The sequence below is a fragment of the Rhodopseudomonas palustris genome (assembly GCF_003031265.1).
In the GTDB taxonomy this organism is placed as follows: Bacteria; Pseudomonadota; Alphaproteobacteria; order Rhizobiales; family Xanthobacteraceae; genus Rhodopseudomonas; species Rhodopseudomonas palustris_H.
Genome location: NZ_CP019966.1, coordinates 2,498,586 through 2,514,484, shown reverse-complemented (window position 1 = coordinate 2,514,484; position 15,899 = coordinate 2,498,586). Strand labels below are relative to the sequence as shown.

Annotated in this window: 13 protein-coding genes; 4 read left to right on the top strand and 9 right to left on the bottom strand. The window is 65.9% G+C overall.

Annotation, left to right across the window (positions count from 1 at the left end):
• Positions 1 to 7: 7 nt before the first annotated feature.
• On the bottom strand, positions 8 to 1,699 hold the full coding sequence (locus RPPS3_RS11580) for an acyl-CoA synthetase (RefSeq protein WP_107344208.1): 1,692 nt from the start codon (positions 1,697 to 1,699) through the stop codon (positions 8 to 10).
• Between the two features lie 153 nt (positions 1,700 to 1,852).
• On the opposite strand from RPPS3_RS11580, the gene RPPS3_RS11575 reads away from it, so the two are divergent.
• Complete coding sequence (locus RPPS3_RS11575) at positions 1,853 to 2,845, top strand: AraC family transcriptional regulator (protein WP_107344206.1); 993 nt, start codon at positions 1,853 to 1,855, stop codon at positions 2,843 to 2,845.
• Positions 2,846 to 2,869: 24 nt separating this feature from the next.
• Here the strand turns inward: RPPS3_RS11575 and RPPS3_RS11570 are convergent, their stop codons facing one another.
• The 7 genes from RPPS3_RS11570 to RPPS3_RS11540 all read right to left on the bottom strand — a co-directional run bounded on the left by RPPS3_RS11570 (position 2,870) and on the right by RPPS3_RS11540 (position 10,491).
• A complete protein-coding gene (locus RPPS3_RS11570; RefSeq protein ID WP_234820187.1) occupies positions 2,870 to 3,514 on the bottom strand; it encodes a helix-turn-helix transcriptional regulator in 645 nt (214 codons plus the stop codon).
• A 231-nt stretch (positions 3,515 to 3,745) separates the two neighbouring features.
• Positions 3,746 to 4,492, bottom strand: a complete 747-nt coding sequence (locus RPPS3_RS11565) for a helix-turn-helix transcriptional regulator (protein WP_107344204.1) — start codon at positions 4,490 to 4,492, stop codon at positions 3,746 to 3,748.
• A gap of 129 nt (positions 4,493 to 4,621) precedes the next feature.
• Positions 4,622 to 5,176 carry a flagellar biosynthesis repressor FlbT gene (locus tag RPPS3_RS11560; RefSeq protein WP_107344202.1) on the bottom strand — a complete coding sequence of 185 codons (555 nt, stop codon included), beginning with the start codon at positions 5,174 to 5,176 and terminating at the stop codon, positions 4,622 to 4,624.
• A gap of 68 nt (positions 5,177 to 5,244) precedes the next feature.
• On the bottom strand, positions 5,245 to 7,932 hold the full coding sequence (locus RPPS3_RS11555) for a DUF1522 domain-containing protein (protein WP_107344201.1): 2,688 nt from the start codon (positions 7,930 to 7,932) through the stop codon (positions 5,245 to 5,247).
• Positions 7,933 to 8,311: 379 nt separating this feature from the next.
• A complete protein-coding gene (locus tag RPPS3_RS11550) occupies positions 8,312 to 8,788 on the bottom strand; it encodes a hypothetical protein (RefSeq protein WP_107344200.1) in 477 nt (158 codons plus the stop codon).
• Positions 8,785 to 9,435 carry a PepSY domain-containing protein gene (locus RPPS3_RS11545; protein ID WP_107344198.1) on the bottom strand — a complete coding sequence of 217 codons (651 nt, stop codon included), beginning with the start codon at positions 9,433 to 9,435 and terminating at the stop codon, positions 8,785 to 8,787. The genes RPPS3_RS11550 and RPPS3_RS11545 overlap by 4 nt, the downstream gene beginning before the upstream one ends.
• Before the next feature lie 474 nt (positions 9,436 to 9,909).
• Positions 9,910 to 10,491, bottom strand: a complete 582-nt coding sequence (locus RPPS3_RS11540) for a TetR/AcrR family transcriptional regulator (protein WP_234820186.1) — start codon at positions 10,489 to 10,491, stop codon at positions 9,910 to 9,912.
• A gap of 326 nt (positions 10,492 to 10,817) precedes the next feature.
• Here RPPS3_RS11540 and RPPS3_RS11535 point away from each other — a divergent pair, with 326 nt between their 5' ends.
• The gene (locus tag RPPS3_RS11535) at positions 10,818 to 11,408 is read left to right on the top strand and encodes a hypothetical protein (protein WP_107344196.1); all 591 of its coding nucleotides are present in this window, start codon (positions 10,818 to 10,820) and stop codon (positions 11,406 to 11,408) included.
• 185 nt (positions 11,409 to 11,593) lie between these two features.
• On the top strand, positions 11,594 to 13,012 hold the full coding sequence (locus tag RPPS3_RS11530) for a sensor histidine kinase (RefSeq protein WP_107344195.1): 1,419 nt from the start codon (positions 11,594 to 11,596) through the stop codon (positions 13,010 to 13,012).
• Between the two features lie 14 nt (positions 13,013 to 13,026).
• On the opposite strand, the gene RPPS3_RS11525 is transcribed toward RPPS3_RS11530, so the two are convergent.
• Complete coding sequence (locus RPPS3_RS11525; RefSeq protein WP_107344194.1) at positions 13,027 to 15,321, bottom strand: CHASE2 domain-containing protein; 2,295 nt, start codon at positions 15,319 to 15,321, stop codon at positions 13,027 to 13,029.
• Between the two features lie 171 nt (positions 15,322 to 15,492).
• Here RPPS3_RS11525 and RPPS3_RS11520 point away from each other — a divergent pair, with 171 nt between their 5' ends.
• On the top strand, positions 15,493 to 15,897 hold the full coding sequence (locus RPPS3_RS11520) for a hypothetical protein (protein ID WP_107344192.1): 405 nt from the start codon (positions 15,493 to 15,495) through the stop codon (positions 15,895 to 15,897).
• The last annotated feature ends 2 nt before the right edge of the window (positions 15,898 to 15,899 follow it).

Below are 15,899 nucleotides of genomic sequence, written 5' to 3'. Positions count from 1 at the left end.
CCGTCTCTCAAGCTGCAGAAGAAGTGCCCTGGGCCGTGCCCGCCGGCTCGGTGTCGCGCTTGCGCAGAATGAAGCGCTGCAGCTTGCCGCTCGGCGTCTTCGGGAGTTGTTCCAGGAATTCGATCTCGCGCGGATAGGCGTGCGCCGAAAGCCGCTTCTTGACGTATTGGCGCAACTCCTCGGCCAGCGCCTCGCTCGGCGTCACGTCCTTGGCGAGCACCACATAGGCTTTGACAATCTCGGTGCGCTCGGGATCGGGCTTTCCGATCACCGCCGCCTCGATCACCGCCGCATGCTCGATCAGCGCGCTCTCGACGTCGAACGGACCGATGCGATAGCCCGACGAGGTGATGACGTCGTCGGCCCGGCCGACGAAGCTGATCGAGCCATCCGGCTCCAGCTCGACGGTGTCGCCGGTGCGGTAGTAACCGCCTTCGATCGCCGGCGTTTCCTGCTGCCAATAGCCGGAGAACCACATCAGCGGCGAGCGCTTCAGATCGACGCTCAGCACGCCCGGCACGTTCGGCGGCAGTTCGTTGCTCTGCTCGTCGAGCACCGCGACGCGGAAGCCCGGCATCGCCAGACCCGCGGAGCCCGGATGCACCGTGTGGCGCAGGCGGTGGTGATTGTTGACCACCATACCGAGCTCGGTCTGGCCGTAGTGATCGTGGATCGGCGCGGCGAGATGCTCGGCGAACCAGCGGATCACTTCCGGATTGAGCGGCTCGCCGGCGCTGCTGACAACGCGAAGCTGGCCCTTCACCGGCGCCGCAGCTTCCGGACCCGCCGCGATCAGCAACCGATACGCGGTCGGCGCACCGGCCAGATTGGTAATGCCGCGGCGCTTGATCAGGCTGTAGGTGCTCTCTGCTGTGAACGGACCGTCGTAGAAGGTGGTGGCGTGGCCGTGCAGTAGCGGACCGGTCACCGCGTAGTACAGGCCGTAGGCCCAGCCGGGATCGGCGATGTTCCAGAAGATGTCATCGGGGCGCAGGTCGACCGCGTCGCGGATGTACGAATAGAACGCCGGCAGCGCGTTGATCGGCACCGGCACGCCCTTCGGCAGGCCGGTGGTGCCGGAGGTCGACATCATCAGGAACAGGTCGGTGCCCTTGCGCAGCACAGGCGCGAATTCGGTCGATTGCGCCGCGATCTCGGCATGGAAATCGAGATCGCCGAGCGGCGCGGTCTCGCCCGGCCGCAGCACGATCGCCACGGTCGGGCAATCGGCGACGTCGGCGAGCTTGGCGCGGTTGGCCAGATCGGTGACCACGAGCTTGGCGGCGCTCATCTTGACGCGGTGCTCGATCGCCTTGGGACCGAACGCGGTGAACAGCGGCTGATACACCGCGCCGGCGCGCCAGGTGCCGAGGATCAGCGCCAGCAGCTCGGGCGTGCGCGGCAGCATGCCGGCGACGACGTCGCCGGGCTTCACGCCCTGCGCGACCAGCAGATTGGCCACCCGCGCCGCATAGTCCTTCATCTCGGCAAAGCTGAAGGAGGCGGTGCGGCCGTCCTGGCTTTCCCAATCCAGCGCCGTGCCGCCGCCGGCGACGTGACGGTCGCAGCATTCGATGCAGACGTTGATGCCGGTCGCGAAATTGCCGTCGAACAGGGCTTCGAGGTCCTCGCGGCGAAACCGCGCCAGGACGTCGGCATAATCTTCAGTGGCTGCGACCGCAGGATGGGCGTTGCTCATGGTGTTTCTTCCCCTGCCCTCGTTGTTGGCACGAGGGGCTGACGCGAATGGATTCACGGCCGCGGATTAAGCGGCGGAGCCCTGTGGCTTTCTAGGACCAAACTGACCTAGATTTGTGATCGGTTTTGCCACTTTCGAGGAAGGAGCGGACGAATGGAGCGGCGGACGATCGCGCCCCTGTTCGTGGAAGAGGTCGCCGACTGCCTGCGCCGGGCCGGCGTTGCGCCGGGACCGGTGTTCGCCGCTGCCGGCCTGCCCGAGGTGGTGCGGGAGCGCGTGTCCGCGGCGCAGTTCGGCGCGCTATGGCTGGCGGTCGCGGCTGCGATGGACGATGAGTTCTTCGGCCTCGGCGGGCGGCCGATGCGGCCGGGCTCGTTCACGCTGCTCTGCCACGCGGTGCTAAATGCCGGCACGCTGCGGCAGGCGCTGAACCGCGCGTTGCGGTTTCTGAAGGTGGCGCTCGACGATCCGTATGGCGAGCTGCGGGTCGAGGGCGACCTCGCCCGCATCGTGCTGCATGACAAAGCCACACCGCGTTCGGCCTTCGCCTATCGCACCTTCTGGATCGTGGTACATGGCATCGCGTGCTGGCTGGTCGGCCGCCGGCTGCCGCTGCGCCGGGTCGATTTCGCCTGCGGCCCGCCGGCGGTGGCTGCCGACTATCGCTCGTTCTTCGGCGCGCCGGTGCGGTTCGGTCAGCCGCAAAGCGCGCTGGCGTTCGATGCCAGCTATCTCGATCTCCCCACCACGCGCACCGAGCGGGCGCTGAAGGAGTTTCTACGGCTGGCGCCGGCCAACATCCTGGTGCGGTATCGCCACGACGCCACCCTCACCGCCGCCATCCGCACCACGCTGCGCGCCAAGCCTCCGACTGCGTGGCCGAACTTCGAGACCCTGGCGAAGCAGATGAAGATCCCAGCCTCGACGCTGCGCCGCCGGCTGCGCGCCGAGGGACAGACCTATCAGACCATCAAGGACGAGATCCGCCGCGCACTGGCGATCCGCTGGCTCGCTGAGAATGAAAAACCGGTGGGCGATATCGCAGCCGATCTCGGCTTTGCCGAGCCCAGCGCGTTTCATCGCGCATTCCGGAAATGGATGGCCCGCAGCCCCGGCGCCTTCCGCCGCGAAACCCGCGCCGGGTGAGAGATCGTCTAACTGGCGGACGAGTTAGCGGCGCGCGCGGGCGATGAATTCGACGAGGCCGGAGACACCGAGCTTGGCGTAGATCCGCTTGATCTGCGATCGGATCGTGCCGATCGACACGCCGCGAAGCTGCGCGATTTCGGCCGGCCGGCGGCCGCTAAGGAGTTCGGTTGCGACGTCGCGCTCCGCCGCGGTGAGTAGCACGGCGATGTCGGGCAGTAGCTCCACCGAATGCTGCACCGTCAAAGGCCGGATCACCGCCATCGCGGCAGCACCAGTCAAAGCCTGCTGGTCCGCGGCAGCGATCGACGTCAGCCGCAGATGGACGGCGGCATCGTGTGGGCCGGTGATCGAGATCGCGCAACTGCCGGAGCACGGCGCGCTGGCGTTCCGTCGCGTGACGCAGTCGATACACGGCTGCAGATCGTGGTCGATGTCGACGGCGCCACCGAGCCGCGGGCATTCGGCGACCGCGTTCGAGGTCTTGCTGCGGCGCAGCCGCTCCATCTGGACGGTGAGCGGTGATCCGTTCGACAGCAGCGTCTCGGCGCAGGGCGAGATGCTGATGCAGCGCCCATCGCCGCCAAGCACCACGGTGTGAACTGACACCGCGTCGAGCGTCTCGACCATGACGCGAACAGCGTCGTTGATCCGAGAAGCATCACTCACGATCGTCACCGCGTCCCCACTGCGCCAGACAGCGTCACCGACGCCTGCCCGCACTCCGCGGTTGAACAACATCTGATGCGATTGAAAATCAACCCGGACGATTTGCCACACCCAGGAATCGGCGTCGCATCATGCGAACTCGCCGACATCCGCAGCGACGATGTGTGCAAGAAGAATTGTACGACAACAGACGAAGAGCACTCCTCGCCTGCGCCTGTTGCGTCGCGCCGCTTAGGCGCGCCTGCGCATGCCGAGCGCTTCACTGTTGCGCATCGCCAGCAGCGCCGCCTGGGTCCGGTTGGCGACGTTGAGCTTCTGGATGATGCCGGCCACCTGCGACTTGATGGTGAACTCGCTCATGTCGCGTTCTTTGGCAATCTGGCGATTGCTCTTGCCGCTGGCGAGATAAGGCAGCAGCTCCAGTTGCGACGGCGTCAGCTCGCTGAACACGTCGTGCTCTTCGACCGGCGGCTTGGCAATGGTCAGTGTCGGCGTGCGGTCATGCGAGGCCGCGAGCGCCTCGACGATGGCACCGCGCACCGCCCCGATCATCGCAGCTTCGGCCTGCGCCGCGGCGGCAGCGCCCTGCCCGATCATCAGCGCCGACAGCTCCTGCCGGCCGCCGAGCAGCACCGACACGTCGATGTGCAGCACAACGATCGCGTCGGGATCATCTTCGCTCGGCGTCGCGACGATCAGAAAATGTTTCCGCTCGCCGGCTTCCTCGCGCCAGCTGACGGTCGAGAAGAAGTCGATGCTCTTCTCGGCGAGGCTCTTGAAGCCGCGGAGCAGCTCCAGCGAATGCCGATCCGGACGAATGCAAGCATCGAAATAGCTCTTGCCGAGCTTGCTCTTCGCCTTCGACGTGGCGGGCGCGCCGGTCTCTTCGCTGGACTCGAGAATCTTGCCGTCGCGATCAATCACAAGGGCGCTGATACCGACCCCTTTGATGATCTTCGAGAGCTGCGATCCCAACATGATGTGCGAATGTCTGACCGGATGTTGAAACGTCTCCGCGCACAACCGAATCGCGCGAGACCTCGTAAATTTACGGGAAGCTAGAGCGAGCCCGAGAGAGTCGTCATCCCCACTTTTGGTGATGCAGGGCTACCCTGCATGGCTGCGCGACTGCCCCGCGCGATAGCGACGACGATCGCGGACGAATTCGACCGAGGGCTGAACCTCGCGCGTGCCCTGCTTGATCGGAGCCGGTTCAGACTCGTCTGCCGACCAACCCGGATCGGTCTCGTCGAGCAGATCGCGATACACCTTCAGCGCGGCATAGAGCCGATCGTCAGCGATCGCCTTGCCAGCCTTGTCGACGGCCTGCGCAGCCGCCGGCATCTCCGCCAGCAGGCGCTCTGCCGCTTCTAAATAGGATTCGATGGTTGCGCCATCGCGGCGCAGATAAAGCTTCTGAAGCCGCAGATACACCTGCCTCAGAGCGGTGTCGGCGCGGTCTTCCTGAATCGTATTGGCCTGGCGCAGCACCGGCGCAATGCCCTCGATCGAGAACGTCGACGATTCCGTCCATCCGTTGACCAGCGTCAGACCGCCGATTTCGATCCGCTCGAACGGCTTCAACGTGATCTTCAGTCCGGATGACCCCTTCCGCCGCGGCGACTTGGCGGCGAGGATTTCGGTCATCTCGGTCAACGGCATCTGGTCTCTCCTCGATTTAGAAGAAGAACAGGCCGGCGACGTTTCCGCCGCCGGCCCGTTCGTTGTCGTTAGCGCAGCAACTGCAGGACGCCCTGCTGCGACTGGTTGGCCAGCGACAGCGCCGACACCGCGATCGACTGGCGGGTCGACAGCGCCTGGCTGTTCGCCGCTTCCTCGTTGGTGTCAGCCAGCGTCAGGTTGGCCGAGCCGGTCTGCAGCACGTTGATCAGGCTCTTCGAGAAGTCCTGACGCGCCTGCACCACCGACAGGTTCGAACCGAACGCCGAAGCCTGCGACCGCAGCGTGGTTGAGGCGGTGCTCAGCTTGCTCAGCACGGCGTTGGTGGCGTTGTTGTCGATGAAGTCGACGCCCGAGGCCAAATTCGACAGACCGAGGCCGGTCGGATCGAAGGTGACGCCCTGGATCGAGATCGTCGACTTGCCGGTTTCGTTGAACACCAGCTTCAGGTTGTCGCCGTTCAGCAGGTTGACGCCGTTGAACGAAGCATCCTGAGCCGTGGTCTTGATCTGGTTCAGGATGTCGTTGAACTGCTTGACCAGGCCCGCGCGGGTGTTCTGCGCGTTGACGTCCGCGACCGGCGCCTGAGGCGTCGTGAAGGTCAGCGTGGTCAGCGCAGTACCGCCGAGCACGCCACCTTCGTTGCCGCCCATGGTGTGGGAAGCGTAGTCGTTGGAGGTCGAGATCGTCAGCTTGCCGGTGGCGTTGTCGATCGACGCCGACATGTTGTTGGCGGCCAGCGCGACGTTGAGCTGGGCCAGCGACTTGACGGTGCCGTTGGTGCCATCACCGAAGGTGACGTTGACGCCCGCACCGCCGTTGAAGGAGGTGAAGCTCAGCGTCTTGCCGTTCAGGCTGCCGGCGCTCGCACCGCGGGTCGCGGAGAACGAGCTGTCGGTGCCGCTCGGGCCGGTCAGGCCGAGCGCTGACATCGCGTTGCCGGTGCCGGTGATGCTGAGGTCGGACTGCAGACCAGTCGAGAGCTTCAGCATGCCGCTGGTGATCGACGAGTTGGCCGCACCGCTCGCGGTGGAGATCACCGCGCCGGCATTGCCGAGGGTCGCCTTACGCACGCCGGTGGCGAGGTCGACCGCCTTCAGCACGTCGTCGAGGGTGCCCTTCTGCAGGTACACCGTCGAGTTGCCGTTGCCGTCGGTTTCGACGTTGCCGGAGATACCGGTGTGCGATGCAGAGGCGCTCGGCACCGCTGCGTTCTTGAACGTGATGGTGTGGCCGTTCACGTTCAGGGTCGAGCCGTCCGCGATCAGCGTACCCAGCGTGGTGCCGTCGGTGGTGCGCTGCTTGGTGAGGGTCAGCGGGCCAGAGCCGGTCGCAGTGGTCAGACCGAGGTTCTTGAGCAGATCGGTCGGACCGGTCAGATTGAGGTCGGCGCCCGACGAGCTGTTGATGGTGACGATGCCACCGGAGACAGACGACGGGGTCTGGCCGGCGCTGGTCGAGATCGTCGCCACGCCGTTCGAGATCGTGGCCGACTTCACGCCATTGGCGAGATCGATCGCAGTCAGAACGTCACCCACGGTCGCGTTGGTGAAGTTGCTCTGATCGCCGAGATAGATCGTCGAGTTGCCGTTGCCGTCGGTACCGATGCGGCCGAGAACGCCAGTGCCGGAGGCAATGTTGTTACCCTGCGGGGCATCGGAGGTCTTGAAGGTGATGGTCTTGCCGTTCACCGACAGCGTGGTGCCGTCAGCAATCGCCGTCGAGGACAGACCGCCGTGGCTGTTGAACAGCTGGGTCGAGCCCGAGATGTTCGCCGCCGCGCTGGTGGCTGCCGCGGTGTCGACCTTGAAAGTGGTCTTGTCAGTCTGATTGCCTAGTCCGAGCTTAGCAAGAACCGCACCGCCCGCATTGTCGCTGATGGTCAGCGGGCTGGTGGTGCCCGAATGCAGCTCCAGCTTGCCGGCGGTGACGGCCGACGCGTTGCTCGTGTTGTTGTTCATCGCATCGATGGTCTTGGTCAGGGCCGTCAGGTCCTGATCGAGGCCGATCGTGTAGTTGCCTTCGGAGTCCGCCTTCGCCGTACCAGCGGTGACGAAGGTGATGGTCTTGCCGTTGACGGTGATCGCATCGCCGGAAGCAGGTCCGGTCGCTGTGGCGGTCAGACCGTTGGTCAGATCGCTGATCTTGCTGGCGCCGGTCGCCGAGCCGCTGGCAGTGCCGATGGTCAGCGCACTGCCGAGTGCGGTGTTGTCGGCGGCACCGACGACGTTGACGGCGGTCGCCGCAGCGATGCTGACGGCAACGCCGCCCAGCAGGTCGGTGGCGGAGGCAGTGGTGGTGCCGCCGGCGGTGCCGTCGAACACCACGTTGCTGCTCGCAACGGCGTTGCTGAAGCTCTGGGTGCCGCGGAGGTCGTCAGCGGTAGCGCCGGAGATGGTCGCCGACACGTTCGACTTGGTGGCGTAGCCCGCGACGGTCTGCAGAGCCTGGTTGGCGATCGACTTGGCACTGTCCACCAGCTTGTTCAGCGAGGTGATACCGGTGTTGGCGGCCTGCAGGATCTGCACGCCGTTGCCGATGCCATCGAGGAGGTTGTTGATGTCGCTGGCGCGGCTGTCGAGCGAAGCAGCGGTGAAGAAGTTGGTCGGATTATCGAGCGCCGTGTTCACCTTCTTGCCGGACGAGAGACGGCTTTGGGTGGTGGCGAGCAAGTCAGCCGTGGCCTGGAGCGAAGAAAGATTTTGGCGGACGGCGTTGGAAAGAACGATACCGGACATGGACGTTTGCCTTTCTGGGCAATGGCGTGTCGTTGCGCCGAACTTTTCTGTCGGCCCTGCATCTTCAAATTCGCGCCGGAAAGGATCGTTGAACCGCCAAACGTCCAGATGGACCTCGCCTTCACCCATTCGGACGTGCAAGCGGTAAGCTGAGATTTACGGGTGACGCGCGGCTCGGACCAAGATGTCGGAAGCGCAAATGCGCAATCGGAAGCGAGCTTCGCGAAGAGCGGAAACGCTCATGACTGCGAAGCAACGCACAGCTTGTTCGGCGACGGTTGGGGCAATGGATGAAAGAGCGATGAGTTACGCGCCTGTGCGATGATCGCGGCGACGCGACAGTCTACCGAGATCGTCAGCTCGGGCTTTGCGTACCCAATCAGTACGCCGCGCGGGCCGTTCGGGTCGGCGGGCGCCGCGCTGGCGATGCAAGGAACAACTCTCGACGGCAGGCCTCGGCGAAGGGCTGCAGCAGATCGTATTTGTCGACGTCCAGCGTCTTGCGATCGTGCAGATCCAGCGGCGGCCGGAAGTAGATCTCGACGATCGCTTCGATCACCCGCTCCGCCTCCTGGATCGTGTCAGCCGCAGCGAACAGCCGCAGCTTGCCGATCACCGCGTAGATGCCGATCATCTTGGTCGGATCGTCGAGCGAGTGCACCAGCGCATCGACATAAAGCTTGGACGCCTGGTCGATGAACTCGCCGAAGATCCGTTCGCGGCGGGTGTTCTCCTGCGCGATCCGCGCGGTCTGCTCCTGATGGCTCTGCGTCAGCCACGCCGTGGCCAATGAGGCCAACCCGCCGATCGCCGAGCCGGCGAGCGCGGCCAGGGCTGAGATCGAGGCGCCAGTCATGACGGCTGCTTGGCTCCCGACGCGTGCGGTTGATCAGAGCTGCCCGGGCGGAGCGGCGCCGGCCGGCGCAACCGCGCTCCGGGCGGTTCGAGCACCACTTCTTTGAAGTCGTCCCCGGCTAGCACCACGATGACGAATTTGAGCCGACCCCGCTCGATCTGCAGCTCGCCGAGCACGGCCCGGCCGCGCGCCGAACGCTCGGCGACCGCAACCGCCTCGGACATTCCAGGTCCGACCGCGTCCAGCGTCGCCATCTCGGCCCGCTCATCTCCATCGGCGTCCTTCCGCGGCGGCGACGGATGGTCGCTGACGATCATGCCGGAATCGGCGGAGACCACGCTCTCCCACACTTGGCCATCGCGCGCGGCGCGAACCCGATAGATCAGCCCTTCGGCCGCGAGGTCGGTCTCGATCCGCAGGCTCTTGGTGCCAGGATGGCGCTGCTCCGCAATGCCGAGCGCCTGTCGCAGCGTCACCGGCGCGGCGCGCACCAGATCGAGCTTATGCCCGTCCTGCACCTCCTCGGAGGTTGCCTCGCCGGCTGCAGGACCGGCCGTCGGTGCGCTGGACGCTGCGGCCCAACCGGCCGCCGGCGGCTGTGCCAAGCACAGGATGAGACCAAACGCGGAGATCAACGCGGGACGCATGGAGTTCGGCTCCGGCCCTCAGGCCGTACAGGGAATGACGCCCGCCGGGACGAAAGAAAAACGCGACCGATCACATGGGGCGGCAGGTGATCGGTCGCGCGCGGCCGCTCGACGGCGGCGGGAGTACGGCCATCTTGCAAGCCACGAGGCGCTGGGGCGCCACAACGATACGGTACCAGTTCGTTTCGTTTTGTCAAACGCCGAACCGAGGAACGATGTGGATCAACTCACAAGATCAGCGTTTGTGAGACCGGCGCGATCGCCAAGATCGGCGGAGATTCGGCAGGCGATCTCAAGCGATTAGGTAGTTTGCAGAGACGGCGCCGGCCGATCATCGACCGCGCTCACACGTCCGCGTGATCACCGTCGCACAACGGCGAGCGCGGCAGCAGGAGCTTCCCTCGATGGTAATTCAGTATAGTTCGCGAGAGCGCTGCATCACCGCTCTTGAAGGACGTCGTGAACTTCGCAGCCTTACGGATCGACCGGCTTGATGCCGTTGACGAACAGTTTGACCGCGAGACGGAGCTGACGCTCGCGGTACTTCTCGTCGATCGGGATGCCGAACATCGTCAGCCGCGTCAGCGGACCCACCACGATGTTGAGGAACGTCTCGGCCGCCACCATGCTGTCGGGGACGCGAACGAGGCCCTGTTCGATCAGGTGGTCGAACAGGCGCGCCAGAGTCGCGACCGCCCGCCCCCACCCTTCCTCATGCGCAAGCCGCGCCAAATCAGGGAAATTCGCCGCCTGGAACGACAGCGTGCGCATGATCGCGATAACTTCCGGCCTGATGCCGATCTCCTGTACCTGGCGTCCGATGTTGAGGAACCAGTTCTCCAGCGATCCATTCGACGGATTGTTGCGACGCTCTTCGACACCATGCGACAGCGGCGCCATCCAGCGCTCGATCTCCCGCCGCAGCGCCGCTTCGAACAGGCCACGCTTGTCGGTGTAGCGCGAATAGACGGTGAGCTTGGAGACCCGCGCTTCCTCAGCGACGGCATCGATCGTGGTGGCATCGAACCCGCGTTCCATGAACAAGCGGGTGGCCACATCGAGCAGCCTGAGGTCGCGTTGGAGAGCGGCGGTGCGCGTCGGGCGCCCTCCGCGGGATTTGGTGGTGCGTTCCTTTGCAGCGGTGTTGTTCGCTGCGGACTTCAACATTGCTTGCGGTGCCTCCGGTGGCCTTGAATTGGGAACACTATAACCTGCTCCTGCCCTATATCTACACGACCATCGCCGCTTTGTCAGGAAACACCCTATCGACTTCCACAAAACAAAACGTTATCGTTCTATTAGGCGGTTTGAGGGAGTTCCGGCGCGGTCGCGGCTTGCCCGCCCGCGGTTGGACGTCTTCGTGAAGGTCGAAGGTCTGCAGCATGTCTATGAGCGCGAGCGAAAGCGACGAGGTCGTTTGGATCCGGCAAAAGCGCGACGAGATCGATCTGCTCGCCTCCTCGCTCGGGCGCTGGGCCGCCCACCTCGACCGTGACGGCCGCACCGATGCGCATCGGGCGGTCGCCGAGCTGCTGTCGATCCGCACCGTGTTCGCCGAACGTTTGGACGCGCTCTCGACCCATCCGACGATCCCGCCGCAGATCGCCGAAATCACCCTCGCGCGTCTGTCCGACGAATGGGCCAAGGCCGACGACGAGATCCGCTCGTTCCTGTTCGCCCGCTGCGGCACCTGCCCCGGCTCGGCCGAGCGTGACGACGACCGGGCTCAGCAGCGCGATGCCATCCAGGCATCGCTGGAACGGCTGCGTCAGGAATCGCGCGCTGCGATTGATCAAGCCAAGCGTGACCTCGACATCACCGTCAGCCGGATCGCCTCGGAGCAGGTCCGGCTCGGCACCTTCTCGACCACGAGTGACAAGGCGCTGAAAACCATCAAGGCGAGCTTCGAGCGGACCCGGACGCTGCACGACCAAACTTGGGAACGGGTCGCAGAACTGCTCAGCGAGCTATGAGCCCGATCCCCTCCTGATCAGCACCACCACCGGCAAAATACTTTCGTCTTTCGTCTAATTCAGGGTTATCAGCGACGAAATCGCACACCAGAACTGCGTCCCTAGACCAAATCTACAAGTCTGATGCGATTCAATCCGTGCCGGATTTGCTTTAGGGTATCCCGGTCGTGATTGCGTGAGTGCCGATGACTCGAAACTCGTTATCAAGAACATTTCTCGCGCCGTGGCTGCTCGGCGCGACCTTGCTGTTGTTCATCGTCATCGCCGGCGCGCTGGTGCTCAACCTGGTGCGGCTCCGGGACAGCTTCGCTTGGGTGCAACAAACCAACAAAGCTCTGCTGGCGATCTCCGCCATCCAGCAGGCCGTGCTCGAAGCTGAGACCAGCGAGCGCGGCTTCCTGCTCACCGGCATCGAGACCTATCGCGACAGTTACATCCGCGCCCGCGACGCCCTCGCCACCCGGCTCGATGGGTTGCGCGCGGTGCTCGCTGATAATCCCGAGCAGATCGCCCATATCGACGAACTCAGGCTGCTGACCGATATGCGCATGGCCCAGCTCGGCCGCGTGGTCGAACTCGGCCCCGACCGAATGCGGGAGGCGCTGGACATTCTGGAACAAGCGCGGGTCGACCGGCTGACCGAGCGGATCGAGACCAGCCTGTCGGTCCTGACGCGCGCCGAGCAGCTGCTGCTGATCCAGCGCCTCTCGAAGCACGACCGCGAAAGCCTCGCCGCGGCGCTGATCACCGCCTGTCTGCTGATCCTCGCGGTCGGGAGCGCGGCGATCGCCGCCTTCCTGCTCGAACATCAGCGCGCGGTGACGCGGCAGCAAGAGGCCGACCAGCGGCTGCAGGCGCTGCAGGCCGAGCTGCTGCGGGTCGCGCGGCTCAGCACCATGGGCGAAATGTCGAGCGCTCTGGCGCACGAACTCAATCAGCCGCTCGCCGCCGTCACCAACTACGTGCAGGGCTCGCGGCGACTGATCGAAGCCAGCAGCCATCCCGACAAGAGCAAGATCAGCACCGCGCTCGACAAGGCCGCGCAGCAGACGCTGCGCGCCGGGGCGGTGATCCAGCGGCTGCGCGAATTCGTCGGCCGCGGCGAGACCGACAAGACCATCGAAAGCCTGCGCGCGATCGCCGAGGACGCCCTTGCGCTGGCCTCGGTGCTGACCAGAGACCGGCCGGTCGATGTCGCGCTGTCGCTCGATCCTGCGTTCGACCGCGTGCTGGTCGACAAGGTCCAGGTGCAGCAGGTGTTTCTCAACCTGATCCGCAACGCATTCGAAGCGATGCGCGAACAGCGTGAGCGCAAGCTGACGATCGGCAGCCGCCTGGTCGAAGACGACATGGTCGAAGTCGTGGTCGCCGACAGCGGCCCGGGCCTCGACTCCCTGATTGCCGAGCGGATCTTCCAGCCGTTCGCCACCACCAAGCCGGACGGCATGGGCGTCGGCCTGTCGATCTCGCAGACCATCATCCAGGCGCATGGCGGCTCGATCAAGGCCGAGCCGGCGCCCGGCGGCGGCACGCTGTTCCGCTTCACCCTGCCCTGCGCCGACCCGATCCGCCAGCAGATCTCGTTCAGCCCGGCGGCGGAGTAATCGCCGTTTCGTTGCTAACCGCCGGCGCGGTCCAGCACCGGCCGAGCCACGTCGGCCAACGCCGCAGCGCGCCGGACGAAGTGATCGTATAAACCGGTCACCGCCGGAGGCGCTAGGGCGCGGCACGCGGCCACCGTCGTCTGCGCACGCGCTCCGTCACCAGCGGCGAGTGCATCGAGCAGATCGAGATGCAGCCGCTGCAGTTCGGTGAAGGCGTCCGATGCGGCGAACGCCTCGTCGCCGGCAAGCGCAAACAGCCGCGCCGGGTGCGACTTGCCTTTCAACCTGATCTCGCCGGCTTCGAGCAGCGCCAGCTTCGGCGCGGCGCGCGCCACCTCTTCGGACACCAACAGATCGGTGCCGAATTCCTTCGAGGCGCTCTCGATCCGCGCCGCGACGTTCACCACATCGCCCATCGCCGAGTAGTTGAAACGCCGCGACGAGCCCATGTTGCCGACGCAGGCCGCGCCGGTGTTGAGGCCGATGCCGATCCGCACCACCGGGTCGGCGAAGCCGCGGGCGGCAAACCCGAACGCATCGCTGTCGTTGAGCTGTTCGACGATGCTGCGCATCTTCAACGCGGCGTGGCAGGCGCGTAGCGCGTGATCCGGCACATCGACGGGCGCGTTCCAGAACGCCATGATCGAGTCGCCGATATACTTGTCGATGGTGCCGAGCTCGTCCTGGATCGCGTCCGACAGCGGCGACAGCAGCGTGTTGATGAAATCCACCAGCTCGGTCGCGCTCAGCGCCTCGGAAATCGGGGTGAAGCCGCGCACGTCCATGAACATCACGCTCAGCTCGCGCTGCTCGCCGCCGAGCCGCAGGCCGTCCGGCGTGCGTTCGAGCTGGGCCAGCAGATCCGGCGCCAGATACTGGCCGAACGCCTGGCGCACGAACTTCTTCTCGCGGTCCGATGCAGTGTGCAGCACCCGCTCGACCGCGATGTAGGTCAATAGCGTCGCCAGCGACGGATACACCGGATCGATCAGCAGCCGGAAGTGCGAGAACGCAATCCACGAGCCCCCGATCGCGCCGACGAACACCAGGGCGCAGGCGACCAGCGAGAACCGCGCGCCGGCGATCAGCACCAACGCTGCGACCAGCGAGCCGAGCAGCAGCGTCATCACGATCTCGAAGCCGTTCGCCCAGTCCGGCCGCTCGAGAAACTCCTGCGACACGATCTGCTCGATCATCTGCGCCTGGATCGCGACGCCCGGCATCACCTGCCCGATCGGCGTGGCGCGGACGTCGCCGAGACCGGATGCGGAGGTGCCGATCAGCACGATGGTGCCTTCGAGCCGGTCGCGCATCTGCTCGGTTTGGGCCGGATCGAGCACGTCCTTGGCCGACACGTAGCGGTCCGCGCGGTCGCGATTGAAATACAGCCAGGCTTCGCCGTCGTGGGTCAGCGGCAGCTTGAACTGGCCGATCCGCATATCCACCAGTGCGGCATCGCCGACATCGTCGTCGCCGGACGCGCCAGTACCGCGGATGATGACGCCCTTCTGGCCCTGTGCCACCCGCAGCGCCTCGACCGCGAGGCTCGGATACACCCGCGCGCCGTCGGACATCAGCATCGGCAGCCGCCGCACCACGCCGCCGCGATCGCTTGCCGACAGATTGATCGCGCCGATCCCGGCCGCGACGGCGTCGAGCTGCGGCAGATTGGAGACAGCGCCGCGGAACGGCGGCAGCACGTTGGCCGGCGCCACGCCGACAAATGCCAGGCCGGTCTTCACCGAGGGCCGCGTGTCGTTCGGGCGCTGGCTGGCGGCAAAGCCGAGCACGGTCGGCGTCTGCTGCATCGCTTCGGCGAAGCTGGTGTCGTGATCGGGCAGGCTCTTCAGCAGCGCCACGGCGCGATCGCGATCCGGCAGATCGGAGGCATTCAGATCGGCGATCAGCCGCTCAGGCGTGGTGCGGTCCGGTTCGGAGAAGATGATGTCGTAGGCGATCACGCCGGCGCCGAGTTCGCCGAGCCGCTTGGTCAGCGCCGCCAGCCGCGTGCGCGGCCATGGCCACTGGCCGAACGCGGCGAGTGACGCGTCGTCGATATCGACGATCCGCACCGGCAGGTCGTTGCCCGGCGGCCGCGGCGCCAGCCGCTGATACGCGTCGAAGGCCCGCTCCTTGGTTTCGGTGACGATGCGCGGCTCGTAGGTCCGCAGCGCCGTGAGCGCGATCAGTGTCGCCAGCGCGGCGAGCACCGCGCGCATGTACTTGCCGCGAAACAGCCGCCGCAGCCGAACCCAGCCGCGGACGGCGCGGCCGAACAGCGGATGCGTCCCCCGGCTCAGCAGCCGCACGGCATGGCCTCCCGCTCGGCAAACGAGCGGCTCGAACGGGACGGCGGCCACAGCACGGCCGGTGGAACGGGGAACTGGCGCATCACGCCGACGTTAGCAGATCGCAGGCCGGTTCGGGAGCACGCCCGTCCGGCCAGGAGGAGCGCCCCGATGGGACCGCACAGCTCTCGCATGCGCATCGCCACCCCGCTGGCAGTCTTGCTCGCCATTCCGGTCGGGCTTGGCGCCGTCTATGCCGTCCCGCTGATCCACCCCGCCGATCCGCCGCTGCAGCGGCTGGCCGACCAGGCCGCCCTGCAGGGCGTCACCGCGCTGGCGGCCAGCGCGGCCATTTCTCAGGAGCGCAGCACTGCCGTCTCGACCGCGGCCGTCCGCCGCTTTCTCGGTGACCGCGAAGCGACGGTGCAGGCCAGCAGACTGTCCGCGGACGAACTCGAAGTCTCGGTCGAGGTCGTCGATCCCTCAACCCAGCAGCGGGTGCGATCGAGCGCGCGCTACGTGCCGCCGAGCTCGGGCCGTATCGATCAACAGTCGGCAGCGATCGGCCGCCGCGCCGGCCCGCCTGGCCATATGTAGGC